Here is a 15,678-nt window from a genome sequence, read left to right as displayed (position 1 = left end):
GGCCAGGCGGGCCAAGCGGGCCAAGGCGGAGGTCGAGGCGGAGGTCGAGGCGGAGGCCGCGGAGGTCGCCGCCGCCCCGGCGGAACCGGCACCCTTCATCCAGCCTCCGGAGGAACCGCCGCCTCCGGCACAGGAGGCCAAACCCGAACCCTCTCCCGGTCCCCTGCCGGATATCACCTTCGAATTCCCCCTGGAACCGGAAAAAGAAGGGGTGAAACTTCCCCGCCTCGAGGACCGGCTGGAATTCCTCCCGCCCCTCGAGGAGAAGGAAGAGGAACTGCCTCCCGGACTGGAGCCCCCGGAGGGTTTCTTCGATTGACCGGAGTAGCTCAGTGGCGCTCCCTTCGTAGGCGCGCCCTCCACCTGTCCATCTGGGAAGCCCAGGGCGAGTATCTTTCGCCCCCTACGACGGCGGTGCGCAGCGACGCAAGGAACCCATCCTTGTCGGTAAATTCTTCCATCTCCACGTACACCAGTCCCACGTGGTCGGCCTTGTGGGCATCGCTTCCGGCCGTGGCCGGAAGGCCCAGGCTCTCCGCGAACCGCGCCGCCCTCCCGTTGGCGCCGGGGTAGCGGGGCTTGCCGTTCAGGACCTCGAGGGCGTCTATCTCACTCGCCAACTCCCGGAGGCGCCGTGCGGTCATACGCCTCAACTTGACGTAATCGAAGGGGTGGGGAACGATCACCACTCCCCCCTGTTCGTGGATGCGGGCCATCGTCTCCGGGGCGGAAAGGCCGGGAGGCACGTCCTCCTCCAGGAAAAGGCCGATGATCTCCCCCTCCGCCGACCTTATCTCCGAGCCGGGTACGATCAGGAGCTCCGGCAGCTCAGCGGCGAAGGTCAGTCCCCCGCGCACGGCGTCGTGGTCGGTCACCGCCACGCCGCCCAGGCCCCGGCGCCGGCAGGCCTCCAGCAGCCCCGGAGGGTCGATGGAGCCGTCGAAGGAGTATACCGTGTGCACGTGAAGGTCCAGCCTTATCCTCACCTCTTCCTCCCGTCGTCAGGCGCGCAGAGGGTACGACTTCTCTTGAAACAACCTATATACTTCGGGGACCGTGCGGTATTCCTCCACGGAGCCCGGAAATGCCTTTCATTCTTTACACCCCGGTCCTCGGCCAAAGCACGGAAAAGAACTTTTTTCAAGTCAGCGGTGTTCGTCGGGAACCTTACAGTATTTCTCGATGGACTCCACCAGCTTCCTCATCCCCGCCGGGTCGAGGAAATACACGCTGGCCCCTCCCGCCGCCCCCGTCCTCCCGGGCGCCACCCCTCCCTGCACGTCCACCACCGGGAAGGAGGCGAACTCCCGCGCCAGGCGGATTAGTTCGTCCCGGGTGAGGTCGGTGTCCAGGGAATCCAGGGCCGCGTACAAAAACCAGGCCGCCCCCGGGTAGCCGGCCATCTTCTTCCCCTGGTAAAGCGCCTGGATGATGAGGCGCTGTTGCTGGCGCACCCTCATCAGGTCTCCCTGGGGATAATCGCGGGACCTGGCCATGATCAGGGCCTGGTTCCCGTCGAGCACCTGGCTTCCTGCGGCGATGTTTCCCAGCTTGGGATCGGATATGGGTTTCTCGAGCGTTATGGGAATCCCGCCGAAGAGGTCCACCAGCCACCGGAACTCGTCGAAATCCAGCGCCAGGTGGCGGTCCATCCTCATTCCGGTCACCTCCTCCACCGTGCGGCGGGCCAGCTCGGCTCCCCCCAGGGCGTAGGCCTCGTTTATCTTGCTCCTCCCATGCCCGGGGATATCCACGTAGGAATCCCGAGGAATGGAGAGCAGGCAGGCCTTCTGGCGATCGAGGTCCAAGTGGACCACCATGATCACGTCGCTCCTGCGGTTGCCCTCCTCCGGCCTTCCCAGGCCATGGTCCAGGCCCAGGATAAGTACGTTGAGGGTCCGGTAGGGGAACGGGCCGGGTTCCGGGAAGAGAGGGGGATCGACCACGCCCGGGAAGGGGCCCGGAGATACCGCTTCCTTCCCCTTCCCCCACAACCAGTCCCAGGGGTCAAGCAGCAGGAAGGCGCAACCCGCTGCAGCCAGCAGGCTTAAGGAGAGCAGCAGCGCCCTCAACCATCTCCTCTTCCTCAGCCTTTCCAGTTCCACCCACCTCCTGTCTGCTTCGCCAAGAAACACACCGGGACAAATACTAAGACAACTCCTTCGCTCCCGCCATACTGACCACTGAGAAACGTTTATACATGCATGCTATCCCGGGGCGGTGAATGGGCATGCGTTTTCCACGACTGTATAATAGGCATGTTCCCTGGTCGAAGCTCACGGGGAGGCGGGAAGCTTATGCTCGACTGGCTGCTCAACCTGGATTACACCCTCTTCCGGTACATAAACGGACTGGCCGGTAAAAACGTCCTGCTCGACTCATCCATGAAAGCCTTCTGCAATGACCACCTGGTCCCCTTCACCCTGGGTTTCCTGGTCCTGGTCATGACCCTGAAAGGCAGGTGCCGGAAGGAGGACCGGGAGAACCTGGCGGCGGTGATACGCGTGTTCCTCACCGTGGCCCTCTCCGCCGCCTTGATGCAGCTGGTGATCACCCTGGTTCACCGGCCGCGCCCCTTCGTGAACCACGAGGTCAATCTTCTCTTCTACAAGCCCGTGGACTGGTCCTTCCCCAGCAATCCGGCCACGGCCACCTTCTCCTTCTTCTTCTCGGCCTGGTTCTCGGACCGCAGGTTCTCCTGGTATTTTCTGCCACCCGCCTTTCTCATGTCCTTCGCGCGGGTGTACTGCGGGGTCCACTACCCGGGGGACGTGCTGGCCGGCATCCTCCTCGCCCTCCTCAGTGCCTGGATGGTGCACCGGCTGCGCTTCCTCAGCCGGCCCTTCGTATCCGTGGCCTTGCAGCTGGAAAGTCGCCTGCGTTCGGCATCAAGCTTGAGGGAGTGAAAGGTGAACGAGGTATTCCACGAGGACATACTGGAGACCTTCATCTTCTGCTTCCTGGCCTCCCTGGGCATCATCCAGGTGATGGCCGCCCGGAAGGGCTGGCACGGGCTCTCCATCTACGGAGGCCGGATCAAGGGGAACGTCAACCGGGCCCTGGGGGCGGCCCTCGTCATCTTCGCCTACGCTTGGTATTTCAGCGATCCCCTGCACCGCAACGTGCGCAACATCGAGGCCCTCATGAGCATGGTCTGCCTGATACTGGGCATCCTGGCCGCGGCGGCCTTCTCCTGCCTCGCCGCCTCCCTTTCCGAGTCCCTGCGCCGCCTGCGCCGCGGGGGTAGCAAGGGTGGGGCGGAGGCGGGGGATGGACCGGACCGCGAGGTGTCCCTCCCCGGGGGCACGGCGCTCCTCCACGGGGGTACGGACGGCGGGGGAGCGGAAAGGCGCCTGGTCATCGTGGGCGAGCCCGGTGGCTTGAGCCGACGCTTGGTTCGACTCCTGGTACGTTCCCTCCCCGAGGGCACGGCGGCGGTCTCTTTATGGACCCGGGATTTTTTGCCCGCGGAGGGGAAGGAGGAAAGCGAGGCCTCGGAGATGCCACTTTCGCGGATACTGCGGGAAACGGAGGAACGTAGGCTATTCGTATTGGAGGGGAGCATCTTTCTGGGCCTGGGATGGGGAGCCGACCAGCTCCTGGCGGCCCGCAGTTTCGTGGAACGGAGCTTCCGCCCCGCCTCGGTGGTGGCCCTGTCCCCCGTCCTTCCCGACCGGGAGAACATTAATCTGGGGGACTCCTTCCGCTCCAATACCCCCTGGGACGTGCTGAGGGTGCTGGTTGGCACGAGGCCCTGGCGGGAAGGCAGCTTCCGCTCTATACTGCGGGTCTGGGTCCCGGCCTGTGCCCTCTGCATCCTGGTAGCCACCGCGCTGACCGCTTCCCTGCAGCTGCGGTGGTGGTTTCTCTCCGGTCCCCTGGGAGGGATTATTGCCTCCCTGTGGGTCGCCTATTACCTGGACCGGGCCTTGCAGAAGAGGAGCGCCGCGCCCCCGCGGGAGGATTGGGAGAGGAGGATGGCCGGCCGGCTCTCCGGCCTGGAACTCTCGGGATGGGACTGCCCCCTCACTGTGGTCCTCACCAGCGACCAGGCGAGGGAGGACAGCGGCCGTCCCGGCGCGGGCTTCCCGCCGGCAGGGGAAAACCGGCTGGTATGGAGGAACGCGCTACGCGGCAAGCTCCTCCTGGACCGAGAAAACGCTAAACGCCTGGCCTCACTGCTCTTTCCCCGGGACGCGTACGGCATGCCCCGCAAGGGTTGAAGGCACGGTTCCGCAATCCACACGGGCGCAACCCGAGTTCTCGCGAGAAAGGAAGGTCTCGGGAGAAGGAGCCGGGGTCGAATCACGCGCCCCGCGCTCAACCCCGACCGGAGATCATGACCCCCTCCACCACCACGGTCGGCGCCCCCAGGCTTCCCTCGAAGGGCAAAAAGCGGAGATCCTCCCCCACGGCCACCGTGTGGCGCAGAAAGTCCAGGGCCTTTCCCGCCAGGGTGATCTCCCGAAGAGGCTGTTGCAACTCCCCGTTTTTTATACGCAGGCCCAGGGCCCCCAGGGAGATCTCCCCGCTCACCGGGTTGGCCCCGGCGTGGGCGCCCACCACCTGCAGGATGAGGACGCCGTCCCCCACTCCACGCACCAGCTCCTCGCGGGTTCCCCTGCCCGAGCGCAGGAAGAGGTTGGTGGCCCCCACCCGGGGACGCTCCCGGAAGGAGGCACGGGTGGCATTGCCCGTGCTCTCGGTGCCGGAACGGGAGGCGGTGTACATGTTGTGCATGTAGCCGGCAAGGACGCCCTCGCTGATGAGCTCCTTCCGGCGGGAAGGCACCCCCTCGTCGTCGAAGGGAGCCGTGGAGGGCCCACCCGGCAGCAGGCCGTCGTCCACCACCGTCACCAGTGAGGAGGCCACTCTCTCCCCCTGCCTTCCGGCTAAGAAGGACCGCCCCTTGAGGACCGCCTCGGCGGAAAGCGCCGCGGCCAACATGCCCATGAACTCCGCGGTCACCATGCTATCCAGCACCACCGTGGTCCGCCGCGAGGGCATGCTCCTGGAGCCCAGCAGGCAGAGAGCCCTGTCTGCGGCCTCGCCGGCCACGCGCTCCAGGTCAAGGTCGGAGGGCTTGACCCCCAGGTCGAAGGAGAAGCCGGTCTGCGACTCCTCCCCCTCCTCGGCGATGGGGAAGACGTAGCAGTGGCAGTCCGTGGAACGGTAGGAACCGGCGACCCCCAAGCTGTTGGCCACCGCGACCTCGGAGACGGTGTCGGCGTAAACCGCCGTCTCCACCCGCTTTATTCGGGGGTCGCGCGATATGGTAATTTCTTCCAGTTCGAGGACTAGCTTCACCTTGTCTTCCGAGGGGGTCTCCTCCACCTCGGGGTGATAGATACCCAGGTCCCCGGGGAAAGGCCTGGCGCCGGGGAAGGGGAGCCGGTTGTGCTCGTCCGGGGTGCTGAAGAGGGCGTTGGCGGCGGCCTCCTCTATCGCCTTCGCGCACTCCTCCCAGCCGAAACCGGTACAGTAGGCGTATCCCAGCCTTCCCTCCTTCAGGACCCTGACCCCCACCCCCCGGGAATGCGCGTAGCGCAGGGATTCCACCCCGCCCTGAAACGCCTTGACCGTCAGGCCGCGGTGCTCCTGGGCGTAGAGCTCGAGCTCCGCTCCCGCTCCCACCAGGCCGCGGCCCCTCTCCACCCATTCCTCGAGCAGGGCACGAAGATCCAGGCGCGCTTCCACTCAGATCACCTCCGTGGTTCCCCCGACCACCAGCTCCCGCACCCGCAGGGTGGGCTGCCCGGTGCATACCGGCACCGCCTGTCCTTCCTTCCCGCACATACCGGTGTCGAAGTCCAGGTCCTCCCCCACGGCGTCGATGTCCAGGAGCACGCGGGGACCGTTCCCGATGAGGGTGGCTCCCTTCACCGGTTCGGCCACCTTACCCTTGCGGATCATGTACCCCTCGGTCACGGCGAAGATGAAGTCCCCGGTGACCGGGTTCACCTCTCCTCCTCCCAGCTTGCGGGCGTAGAGGCCCAGTTCGGTGTCGGCTATGATGTCCTCGACGCGGTCCCCGCCCGCCTCTATGTATGTGTTGCTCATGCGGGGTATGGGGACGTGACGGTAGGACTGCCGGCGCCCGTTTCCGGTGGGCTCGGTGCCGTCCCGCAGGGCCCGCTTGCGGTCGTTGATGTAGCCCACCAGCACCCCCTCCTTGATGAGCGGCGTGCGGGTCGCTCTCACCCCCTCGTCGTCGTAACCGAAGGAACCCCACCGGTTGGCCAGGGTGGCGTCGTCGTAGGCGGTAACCAGGGGGGAAGCCACCTTCTGGTCCAGCCGCCCCGCGAAGACCGAGGCCTTCTTGTATATGGCGTCCGCCTCCAGGCCGTGCCCGCAGGCCTCGTGGAAGAGGACCCCTCCCGTGCCGTTGGCGATAACCACGGCCATGGGTCCGGAGGGGGCGGGCCGTGCCTCCAGCATGGTCAGGGCTTGCAGGGCGGCGGCGCGACCGACTTCTTCGGGTGGAAATTCCTGGAACAATTCGTATCCTCCCAGTATGCCCGGGCTTTCGTGGCCGGTTTGGATCTCCCCCTCGTGGGCGGCCACCGCCTGCACCACCATGCGCACGCGCATCCGGAGGTCGGTGACCACCTCGCCCAGGGAGTTGGCGATTAACACCTCCTGGCGGGCGTCTCCCAGGACCACCACCACTTGGACGATACGCGAGCCGGCCTCGCGCGCCGCCTGGTCGGCGCGGTGGAGAAGCTCCACCTTTCGCTCCCGGGGGAACTCGTCTATGTCCAGGCGGGCGGGGTGCTCGTAGCGCTCCGGCAGGCGCCGCAGCGGCTTCTCCAGGTCCACCGCCTCCGCTTTTCCCGCCTTCGCGGCGGCGGCGGCAACACGGGCGGTCTCCTCCAGGGCGGTGGGTGACAGGTCGTTGGTATAGGCGTAGGCCACCGACTCACCGTAAATGACGCGGATTCCCGCGCCCGTCTCCCAGCCGGAAGCGTTCTCCTCCACCTTGCCCTCCTCCAGGCGCAGGTTGTACCCGCTCCTGCGCTCCGCGAAGAGCTCGGCGAAATCCCCTCCCCGGGACAGGGCGACCTTTAACACCCGGGCAGCAACATCTTGGTCCACAAGAGACATGACCACCTCCGCATATCCGACTCCGAAATCGCGTCTGGATCTCCCGCACTCTCGAGATCACTCACCGTTCTACCAACAACTACCAGGCCGCCATTAACCCGAAACCGCACCCGTACCACCTGCTTTCCCCTTCCCCGGGCGCGGAGGCACCAGTTCACGGTTCATCCGTTTTCGGAACCTGGCAAGGACACATCCGACGGTCGGGGTTGCCGAACACAGCGCTCATTATAACCGGGAGGAGCGTTTCACGCCTTCCTGGAACACCATGACCGAAAACCAGGAGACGACTTCACCGGGACACGAAGAATCGCATACCGCGGCGCTCATTCATTCTCCATGTCGCTATCCGGTTTTTCCTCCTCCCGCGGCATCTCGAAACTGACGACCGCTCCTCCGCCGGGCCGGTTCTCCGCCCATATTCTTCCCCCGTGGGCCTCCACCAGCTCCCGGCAGATGAAGAGGCCCAATCCCACCCCAGAATAGGGTCGCTTTATGGAGGCATCCACCTGGTAGAAGCGGTTGAATATGCGCTTCAACTGCGAGGGCTCGATACCGATTCCCCGGTCCAGGACCCTCACCCGTACGCGATCTCCCACCGCTCGGCCCTCTATGCGTATCTCGCCCTTGCCCTCGGAGAACTTGGCGGCGTTGGAGACCAGGTTGGTGAGAACCTGTTCCATGCGGCGGGCGTCGGCCTTCACCAAGGGGAAGTCAGGGGAGAAATCCACCACTAAAGGCTGGTCCGGGTTCTTCGCCGCTTGCTGGGAGGCCACCTTGCGCGCCAGTCCCTCGAGGTCGCATTCCTCCCTGTGGAGCCTTACCCTTCCCATCTCCAGCAGGGAGATGTCCAGGAGCTCGTCCACCAGCCTGGATAAGAACTCGGTCCTGTCCAGGATGACCTGGAGGCACTGCAATTCCTCCTCGTAGGTCAGACTCTCGTAGTAATCGCGGATGGTCTGGGCGTAGCCGCTGATGAGGGAAAGTGGTTGCTTGAGCTCGTGGGTCATCGTGGAGATGAAGTTGGACTTCATCTCGTCCAGGGAACGCAGCTCCCGGTTGGCCCTCTCCAGCTCCTCCACGTGTTCCTGAAGCTCGCGGTAGAGTATGGCATTTTCCAGGGCGGTTCCCACCTCGTCGGCCAGGGCGGAGAGAGTGCGCCGGGATTCTTCCCCCAGGTGCAAGGCGGAGGTGGAGGCGGCGCAAATGAGACCCAGCGTCCTCTTGGCGGAGCGTAGTGGGAGAAGGACCGCCGAACCCGCGGGAAACAATCTCGCGAGCCCGGAAACATCTGCTATTTCACCGACCTCCAGGAAAACGGCCTCCCCGCCGGCGAGGACCTCGCCCAGCGGGCCCTCCCCGGCGGTGAACCGCTCCGGGAGCCTGCCCGTCTTACCGGCCGGCGTGCGGCGGTAAAGCAGGTTGAAGCTATCCCCTGTTGCCAGGTAACACCATCCCATCTCGCAGGAGGCGAAATCCATGACCGCCTGCAGGGCCTTCTGAAGGATCTCGTCCGGGTCCCGGGAACCGCGCAGGGAGAAAATCATTTCGTAAAGGGTGCGCAGCTCGGCGGTCCTCTGGCGCACCTTCTCCTCCAGCATGAGGTGAGAGCTCTGCAGGGCATCGGCCATGCGGTTGAAGCTGGCCACCAGGCCCTGCAGTTCTTCGCTCCCCCGGATTTCCACCCGGAAATCCAGGTCTCCCAGGCCCAGCTTGTCGGCTGCCTCCCGCAGCTGCCGCAGGGGGCGGGCTATCATGCGCGCTAAGATAATGGCGGCCAGCATGGAGACCAGGGCCATTCCGGCAACGATGTATATGACGAGGTTACGAAGGCGGGTGAGGTCAGCGAAGGCCTTACCGACGTCCTCCTCCACCAGGATGCCCCATCCCGTCTCCGGGAGGTGGAAATATCCGCCCAGCACCTTGTGCCCGGCATAATTGCGGTACTCGGCCACCCCGTTTTCCCCTTCCGTCACCCGGCGCACCCCCTCGGTATCCAGGGGTTCGCCCAGGATCTCCAGGCCCATCTCCGGGCGGGCGCGAGGCGGACGGGTGATGAGTCGGCCCTCGGCGTCCACCAGGTACACCTCGCCGGATATCCCCACCGTGAGGGAGCCCAGTTCGCCGCTTATCCCCTCGGGAGTCAGGTCCCCGACCAGGACGGCGATCACCTCACCGTTTATCACGATGGGGGCGGCCACGGTCATCAGGTACTCGGTCTGCGTGCCCTCTCCCTCCCTGCGAAAGGGGACTATCCTCACCTCCTCCGGCTGCAGACCGCTTATGCCCTCCTCCACCCGGCCCCGGTAGGCGGGATCGGTGCTCCCCAGGAAGAAACCGCCGGGATGAAAGAGGTTGATTCTCTTGAAGCCGGGGACCTTCACCTGCTGCCCGGCCAGGGCAGACCTCAACGCCTGGGGAGCGGGGTTCACGGCGTACAGGCCCGCGGCTACCTCGGCCAGCACCCGCATCTCCATCTTCAGGGTGGGAATCCAGACTCCCTCCAGGATCCTCCGCACGTCGTTGCCTACCCCGGCGACGTCCTTCTCCGCCCGGTCCTTGAGCATGGAGCGGGCCACGACGTAGGAGGCCACCCCCGCGGAAAGTCCGGCCAGCAGCCCGGACAGCATGACGGCCAGGAATATCCTCCCTCTAAGGCTGGCGAAAATCCTCCGCAGGATGCGCATCCCGATCCTTTCACCTGAAATCCGGACCTGCAAACGGAGAAGTCGCTGGTTACGCGGGTCCGGGATCCTCCCTTAAAGGCAGACCTTCCTTTCCTCGAACGCTCACCCGGTGCTTAGGCACAGCCGATCTGCCCCCACGCCTCGCCCGGCCTGCGCGCCCTTCACCAGATAGATTATATCCTGCGGCGCGGATAACCCAGCTTTGCGCAGCTTCCTCCACCCCTTCACCACCCTTCTTCCAGCTGGGATAATCTAAGTACAACTGGGGCAAGCAGGATGGGGACCAACCCTGAACGGAGCCGCGCCCACAAAGGGCGCAGGCGCTGGGGAGGAGACCCTGAGCAACTTCCCCATGGGGAGCTCGAAATCCCTTAAGAACCGGGTGCCTGGGGAACGCCTCCGGATGCCGAAAGGGGACATCGAGATGAAGCCGGCGAAAGCTGAACTGCGGGTGGGAACCTCGGGATGGCACTACGCGCATTGGCGGGGCGTATTCTATCCGATCCAGCTTCCCACCCGCGAGTGGCTGGGCTTCTACGCCTCCCACTTCGACACCGTGGAAATAAACAACTCCTTCTACCGCCTTCCCGCCCTGGAGACCTTCGCCGTGTGGAGGGATGCCGTCCCGGAGGGCTTCCTCTTCGCGGTGAAAGCCAACCGCTTCATCACCCATGTCAAGAGGCTCCGGGATCCGCGGGAAGCACTTACCAATTTCTTCCGGAACATGGACGGGTTGAGGGAAAAGACGGGACCCATCCTCTTCCAGCTCCCTCCCCGGTGGAAGGCCGACCCGGAACGCCTGCGCGGGTTCATACGCGCGCTTCCGCCCGGCTACCGGTACGTCTTCGAGTTCCGTGACCCCTCCTGGTTCGCTCCCGAGATCTACCGCATCCTGGAGGATGGGGGATGCGCCCTGTGCTCCGCCAGTTCCCCGAGCTTCCCCGAGGCCAGGGTGGAGACGGCGGACTTCGCCTTCTTCCGCTTTCACGGCGGGAAGGTGCTCTACGGTTCCAAGTACTCCACCGAGGAGCTCGCGGAGTGGGCCGACTACGCCCGCCGCCTGTTGAAGGAGGGGATGGACGTATACGCCTACTTCAACAACGACGCCTTCGGTTACGCCGTGGAGGACGCCCTGGCCTTCCGTACCTTGGTCCAGGCTTGAGCCTCGCGCGGCCTTTCCAGACCGATGGGTCGATGTTTGAGTCGGGAGCGCTTACCAGGAAGAGATACAGGCCGGCACTTTATTCTTATTATAACTATATAACTAAACCCGGCGATTCTCGGCCCCGGCAGCGCGGCACGGAAACCCCGTGAAAAGCCTCTACACGGCCTTTCCCGGACGCGGAAAGCCACGGTTGTTATAAGCGTCCACGCCGGGACTTTTCAAGAAAGCGGTCGAAGGCTCCCTTCCGCTTCCGGAAAACAAGCGCCGGTCGCGCCGCCGGTGCTGGCCTGCCGCCTCAGGCCTTCCGGGCCAGGCTGCGACCCAGCTCCTCTAAGCGCGCCACGTCCTCGGGCGAGACCTGCGGCCCCTTCCACAGGCTAAGGGGGGCTCCCGCCTTGACCGCCACCCCGCGCAGCACAACCTTGGCCCCCCGCCGGCGCAGCAGTCTCCGCAGGCGGCGCAGGGTGGCCTTCCCACGGAAGCCGGCATAGGCGCTGAAGACGGTGGCCTTCTTGCCCTTGAGGGCCTTGCGGTCCAGCCCCTTTATGAACTTCTTCACCACCCGCGCCGGTCGGGCTCCCCGCGTTGGACTGCCCACGGCCAATATGGAATATTCTTCCAATTCATCCGGCCGTGCCTCGGAGACGGGTTTAACCGTCACGGTCACCTTGCCCGCCTCCAGTCCCCTGGCCACCGCCTCCGCGGCCTCGCCGGTATGCCCGGTCTTGGTGTGGTAGATTATCAGCGCTTTTTTGCTCTTCCCGAACATGTGACCCTCCTCCTTAACTCAACGGGTCGACCCTCCCAGGTACGCGGAAATTAATAATACCCCCGGGCACGGCGGCCAAACCATCCCGGTTAAGCTGAACCGGGTCAGGAGTATTCCCGACCCGGATCCCCTTTTTCCTGCAGGGGAAGGGAGAAGGCCACCACCGCCCCCATCCCCTCCTCGTCCTCCACCCATACCCGGCCCCCGTGGGCTTCCACGTAGGTGCGCACGATGTAGAGGCCCAGGCCCAGGCCCCCCTCCATTCCCTCCACCTTGCTCCGGGTGAACTTGTCGAAGAGTCTCTCCCGGTCCTCTGGGGGAATGCCGGGGCCCCGGTCCTTCACCCTCACCACTGCCTCGCCGTTCTGGACGTCGCCGGTGACCATCACCGGCGCGCCGGGCGGGCTGAAGCGGAAGGCGTTATCCAGGAGGTTGATGAGGACCTGGCGCACCTTGTCCCAGTCCGCCTCCATGTCCAGCCGGCGCACCGAGGTGACCAGGTGCACGTTCCTCGCTCCCGGCACGTGGGACATGGAGCCGGCCACCTCCTGGAGAACGGACACCAGGTCCCCGCGCCGCCGGTTGAGAAAAGCCTGGTCCGACTCTATGCGGCTCATGTCCAGGACGTTCTCCACCATGCGGTTGAGCCTCCGGCACTCGCGGAGGACGTGGTCGATGCAGGAGAGCTTGCGGTCCTCCTCCATGCGGTCCCAGTGGTCCTTGAGAGCGGATGCGTAACTGTTGATGACCGTCAGCGGCGAGCGCAGCTCATGCCCCACGATGCCCACCAGCTCCGTCTTCAGCCGATCCAGCTCGCTCAGCCGCCGATTGGCCTCCTCCAGGAGGGCGTTCCTGCGCATCAGTTCCAGCTCCATCTCCCGGGACTGGGTTACGTCGCGGGCGATGACCAGGGCGGCTTCCTTTTCCGTGTACAGTCGGGTCCCGGTGAGGGAGAGTATCACCGGCCTGCCGTCCGGCCTCCGCAGGGTGACCTCGAAGAACCTTATCTTCTCCCCTTCCAGCCCCCTCGCCAGGGCGGAAAAGGCGCGCTCCACATCCTTGGGGTCCAGGAAGTCCAGGTAACCCTTGCCCAGCACCCTCTGCACCGGTAAGCCCAGGACCTCCTCCGCGTCGGTGTTGATGGCCAGGATGTTGCCCTCCCGGTCCATGGTGAAGATCACGTCGTAGCTGTTGTCCAGCATCTTGCGGAACCTAGCCTCGGCCTCCTGCAGCCTCCTCTCCCGCAGTCCCAGCTCCTCCAGCGCCTGCATGTGTTCCGCCTTGGCCCGCAGGAAGCCGGTCACCAGGATGTCGTAGGCGAAACAGGCCTCGAAGACCAGCATCCCGTAGGTCTGGAACCGCAACCCCCACAGGTCCCAGATGATATCCGCCACCTGGAGACACGCCCCCAGGGTGATGGCCACCGCCCCCAGCAGGGCCAGGAGGTGCTGCCGGTCCCTGATCCTTCCATATTCGCGGGCCATCAGGGCCACGATGAGCACGGAGGCCAGGACGAGGTAGGCCCCGAAAGCCGCCTTCCAGTTGTTGGAAGGGGTCAGTACCCCCAGGGCGGCGGCGGTCATGAAGACCGCGGCCACGGGAAATGCGGCGGTGTACAGGATACTGGTGATGCGTCCCTCTCCCAGGGAATAGGTGGCGAAGAATTGCACCGCCAGGGCCACGCACAGGGCACCCAGCCCCCAGCTGACCGCGTCCACCCAGGCTTCCCGGGTGAGCAGCGGGTGGGCGAAGTCAAATGCCTTCCAGGCGGCCAGGAAAAGGCATAGTATACCGAACAGGCGTCCCCGCAGGTCCCTCCAAAGGGCGGAAAGGACTATCAGGCCCAGCAGGGCGGAACCCACCACAGCGACGGTCTCCGTCACGTTGGTCGGGTTAACCTGCACCTGCATCGGTCCCACGCCCCCAGCCTGGAATCCGGACGGTGGAATCCCGTCCCTCCGCCTGGTTTGGTTACTTCCATTTTATTCTAAACGATTTCCGGCTCCCGGTCTCCCCTCGCCCCTCCACGGATCTTCCCGCTACCGTACCCGGTGGCCAGACATCCGGCAGCCTTCTTGCACCCATCGGTTCATCCAAGTGGAGAAGCTTCATCCCTGCTCCCCGCTTCGACCCCCGCGGGTAAAAAACGGCTCTCCCGGAAGGGGAGAGCCCCTCAACGCTTCGCGTACAAGGGAAACGGAACGGGGTTCCGCTTCCCACGGCGGCAGGCGGTGCGCGGGACCGGCCGGAGGAGCGGTCAGCCGAAGTCGCGCAGGATGAGGTCGGCGGCCACCATCCCCGAGCCCACCGTGGGAGCGATCCCCCCTCCCAGGTGGGTGGAGGCCCCGGTTAGGTAGAGCCCCCGGAAAACCCGGGAGCGCACGCCGGGTCGGAAGGCGGCGGTGCAGGTGATGTCGTTCTGCAGGCCGTAAACCGCGCCCTCGGGATGGAGGAGCATCCTCTCGAAGTCCTTCGGGGTATTCACTTTGGCCACCCGGATGTGGTCCCGCAGCTGCAGCCCGAAGTTGCGTTCCAGCAAGCCGAGCATTTTCTCCAGGTACGGCTCCCTGTAGGAGTCCCAGTCCCCCTCCGCCAGATGATAGGGCGCGAAGGAGACCAGGTTAAGGCAGTGATGCCCCTCCGGCGCCAGGGAGGGGTCGGCGTGGGTGGGCCAGGAGATGAGCATGAAACCGCCATCGGGAACCCGTCCCCTTAGGTAGTCCTCGAACCAGATGCGGTTCATCTCCTGCAGGGTGGCGTAGCAGAAGGTGTGGTGGGCGTCCAGGTCCGGGCGGGCGTCCAGCCCCAGCATGATCATGGGGGCGGGTATGGAGACCCGGTAGCTCTTGACGGCCCGCTTGGCCCAGGCGGGAAGCTTCTCCTCGCCGACGAGGTCCAGGTAGAGGGTTTTGGCGTTGATGTTGGAGACCACGATGCGGGCCTCGATGCGCGTACCGTCGGCCAGTTCCACCCCGCGCACCCGCTTTCCCTCCGTGAGCACCTTCACCACCCGCGAATTGAACCTTATCTCCCCGCCGAACTCCTGGAAGGCGGCGGCGATGCCCTGGGGAATGGCGACCATGCCTCCCCGCGGGTAGTAGATGCCCTCGTGCTCGGAGTAGGCCAGGAAGGCCACGTAACCCGGACACAACGCGGGCGGCAGGCCGATGAAGTAGGACTGCAGGCTCATGGAGGCGCGTACCGTGTCGTTCTTGAAGAACCCGCACAGCACGCTCTCGAAGTTGAGCACCATGTACTTCAGGTACTTGGCCAGCCTGGGGTTGGCCACCGCCACCTTGAGCATGTCCTTGAGGGAACCCATGGACTCGGTCATCACCCTGCCGAAGGCGAAGTTGATGGCCTCAGAACCCACGGCGGCGAAGCGCTCCCAGGACCGCGCGTCCTCCTCGGAGAAACGGGCGATGACCTGCCTGGTCTCCTCCACGGATACGGGGTAGGAAAACCTCCTGCGGTCGGAGGTGACGAAGCCATAGATGGGATCCACGGGGATGAAATCGATGTAGTCCTCGGTCCTTTTTCCCAGTTTCTGGTAAAGACCGTCGATCACCCAGGCCAGTTCCACGACGGAGGCCCCGATGTCGAAGCGATAGCCCTGGTGGTCGTACGAGGAGCAGCAGCCGCCCACCTGGCCGGTGTTCTCCAGGACCAGGGTGCGGAAACCGTTGCGGGCCAGGTTGGCAGCGCAGGAAAGCCCTCCCAGGCCGGCCCCGATGACCACGGCGTCGTAGTCCATGTCCCCTCCCCCCTCAGATGAAGTAGCGGTAGGGCAGGTAGGGGACCTGCTTCCCGATATGCACCAGGTAGCGACGCGTGCTCTCGTCCAGGGAGAAATAGAGAGCCACCAGGCCCGCCAGGACCCCCGCCTTCAGCAACCTCTTCAACCCTTTATCCATGGCCGTTCCTCCTCGTCTTCCCCCGATATGCTCCTTATACCT

The 15,678-nt window shown here is 64.9% G+C and carries 13 protein-coding genes; 4 read left to right on the top strand and 9 right to left on the bottom strand.

Going from position 1 to position 15,678, the window contains the following annotated elements:
* Positions 1 to 319: energy transducer TonB (locus tag QME84_09800; GenBank protein ID MDI6874557.1), on the top strand; the 319-nt coding region annotated here is incomplete at its 5' end.
* A 10-nt stretch (positions 320 to 329) separates the two neighbouring features.
* On the opposite strand, the gene QME84_09795 is transcribed toward QME84_09800, so the two are convergent.
* Together QME84_09795 and QME84_09790 are read right to left on the bottom strand one after the other, a co-directional pair.
* Positions 330 to 986, bottom strand: coding sequence for a PHP domain-containing protein (locus QME84_09795; protein MDI6874556.1), 657 nt, complete (start codon positions 984 to 986; stop codon positions 330 to 332).
* A 159-nt stretch (positions 987 to 1,145) separates the two neighbouring features.
* The gene (locus QME84_09790; GenBank protein ID MDI6874555.1) at positions 1,146 to 2,105 is read right to left on the bottom strand and encodes an LCP family protein; all 960 of its coding nucleotides are present in this window, start codon (positions 2,103 to 2,105) and stop codon (positions 1,146 to 1,148) included.
* Between the two features lie 192 nt (positions 2,106 to 2,297).
* Between QME84_09790 and QME84_09785 the strand changes: the two genes are divergently transcribed.
* The gene (locus tag QME84_09785) at positions 2,298 to 2,906 is read left to right on the top strand and encodes a phosphatase PAP2 family protein (protein ID MDI6874554.1); all 609 of its coding nucleotides are present in this window, start codon (positions 2,298 to 2,300) and stop codon (positions 2,904 to 2,906) included.
* A gap of 3 nt (positions 2,907 to 2,909) precedes the next feature.
* A complete protein-coding gene (locus tag QME84_09780) occupies positions 2,910 to 4,223 on the top strand; it encodes a hypothetical protein (protein MDI6874553.1) in 1,314 nt (437 codons plus the stop codon).
* Between the two features lie 97 nt (positions 4,224 to 4,320).
* Here QME84_09780 and QME84_09775 read toward each other — a convergent pair whose 3' ends face one another.
* From QME84_09775 to QME84_09765, 3 genes are all read right to left on the bottom strand, one after another.
* Positions 4,321 to 5,697, bottom strand: coding sequence for a TldD/PmbA family protein (locus tag QME84_09775; GenBank protein MDI6874552.1), 1,377 nt, complete (start codon positions 5,695 to 5,697; stop codon positions 4,321 to 4,323).
* The gene (locus tag QME84_09770; protein MDI6874551.1) at positions 5,698 to 7,104 is read right to left on the bottom strand and encodes a TldD/PmbA family protein; all 1,407 of its coding nucleotides are present in this window, start codon (positions 7,102 to 7,104) and stop codon (positions 5,698 to 5,700) included. It lies immediately after the preceding gene.
* Between the two features lie 323 nt (positions 7,105 to 7,427).
* Complete coding sequence (locus QME84_09765) at positions 7,428 to 9,788, bottom strand: ATP-binding protein (GenBank protein ID MDI6874550.1); 2,361 nt, start codon at positions 9,786 to 9,788, stop codon at positions 7,428 to 7,430.
* 403 nt (positions 9,789 to 10,191) lie between these two features.
* Between QME84_09765 and QME84_09760 the strand changes: the two genes are divergently transcribed.
* Entirely contained in the window at positions 10,192 to 10,950 is a 759-nt protein-coding gene (locus QME84_09760; GenBank protein ID MDI6874549.1) for a DUF72 domain-containing protein, read from the top strand.
* A gap of 298 nt (positions 10,951 to 11,248) precedes the next feature.
* Here the strand turns inward: QME84_09760 and QME84_09755 are convergent, their stop codons facing one another.
* From QME84_09755 to QME84_09740, 4 genes are all read right to left on the bottom strand, one after another.
* The gene (locus QME84_09755; protein ID MDI6874548.1) at positions 11,249 to 11,722 is read right to left on the bottom strand and encodes a flavodoxin domain-containing protein; all 474 of its coding nucleotides are present in this window, start codon (positions 11,720 to 11,722) and stop codon (positions 11,249 to 11,251) included.
* Between the two features lie 104 nt (positions 11,723 to 11,826).
* Positions 11,827 to 13,632 (bottom strand): ATP-binding protein, encoded by a 1,806-nt coding sequence (locus QME84_09750; GenBank protein ID MDI6874547.1) that lies wholly within the window; start codon positions 13,630 to 13,632, stop codon positions 11,827 to 11,829.
* Between the two features lie 347 nt (positions 13,633 to 13,979).
* Complete coding sequence (locus QME84_09745; protein ID MDI6874546.1) at positions 13,980 to 15,476, bottom strand: NAD(P)/FAD-dependent oxidoreductase; 1,497 nt, start codon at positions 15,474 to 15,476, stop codon at positions 13,980 to 13,982.
* A gap of 13 nt (positions 15,477 to 15,489) precedes the next feature.
* Positions 15,490 to 15,636, bottom strand: a complete 147-nt coding sequence (locus tag QME84_09740; GenBank protein ID MDI6874545.1) for a hypothetical protein — start codon at positions 15,634 to 15,636, stop codon at positions 15,490 to 15,492.
* Positions 15,637 to 15,678 lie beyond the last annotated feature (42 nt).

This window comes from Actinomycetota bacterium (assembly GCA_030019255.1).
Taxonomy (GTDB): Bacteria; Actinomycetota; Geothermincolia; order Geothermincolales; family RBG-13-55-18; genus Solincola_A.
This window is presented reverse-complemented; position numbering and strand designations above follow the sequence as displayed.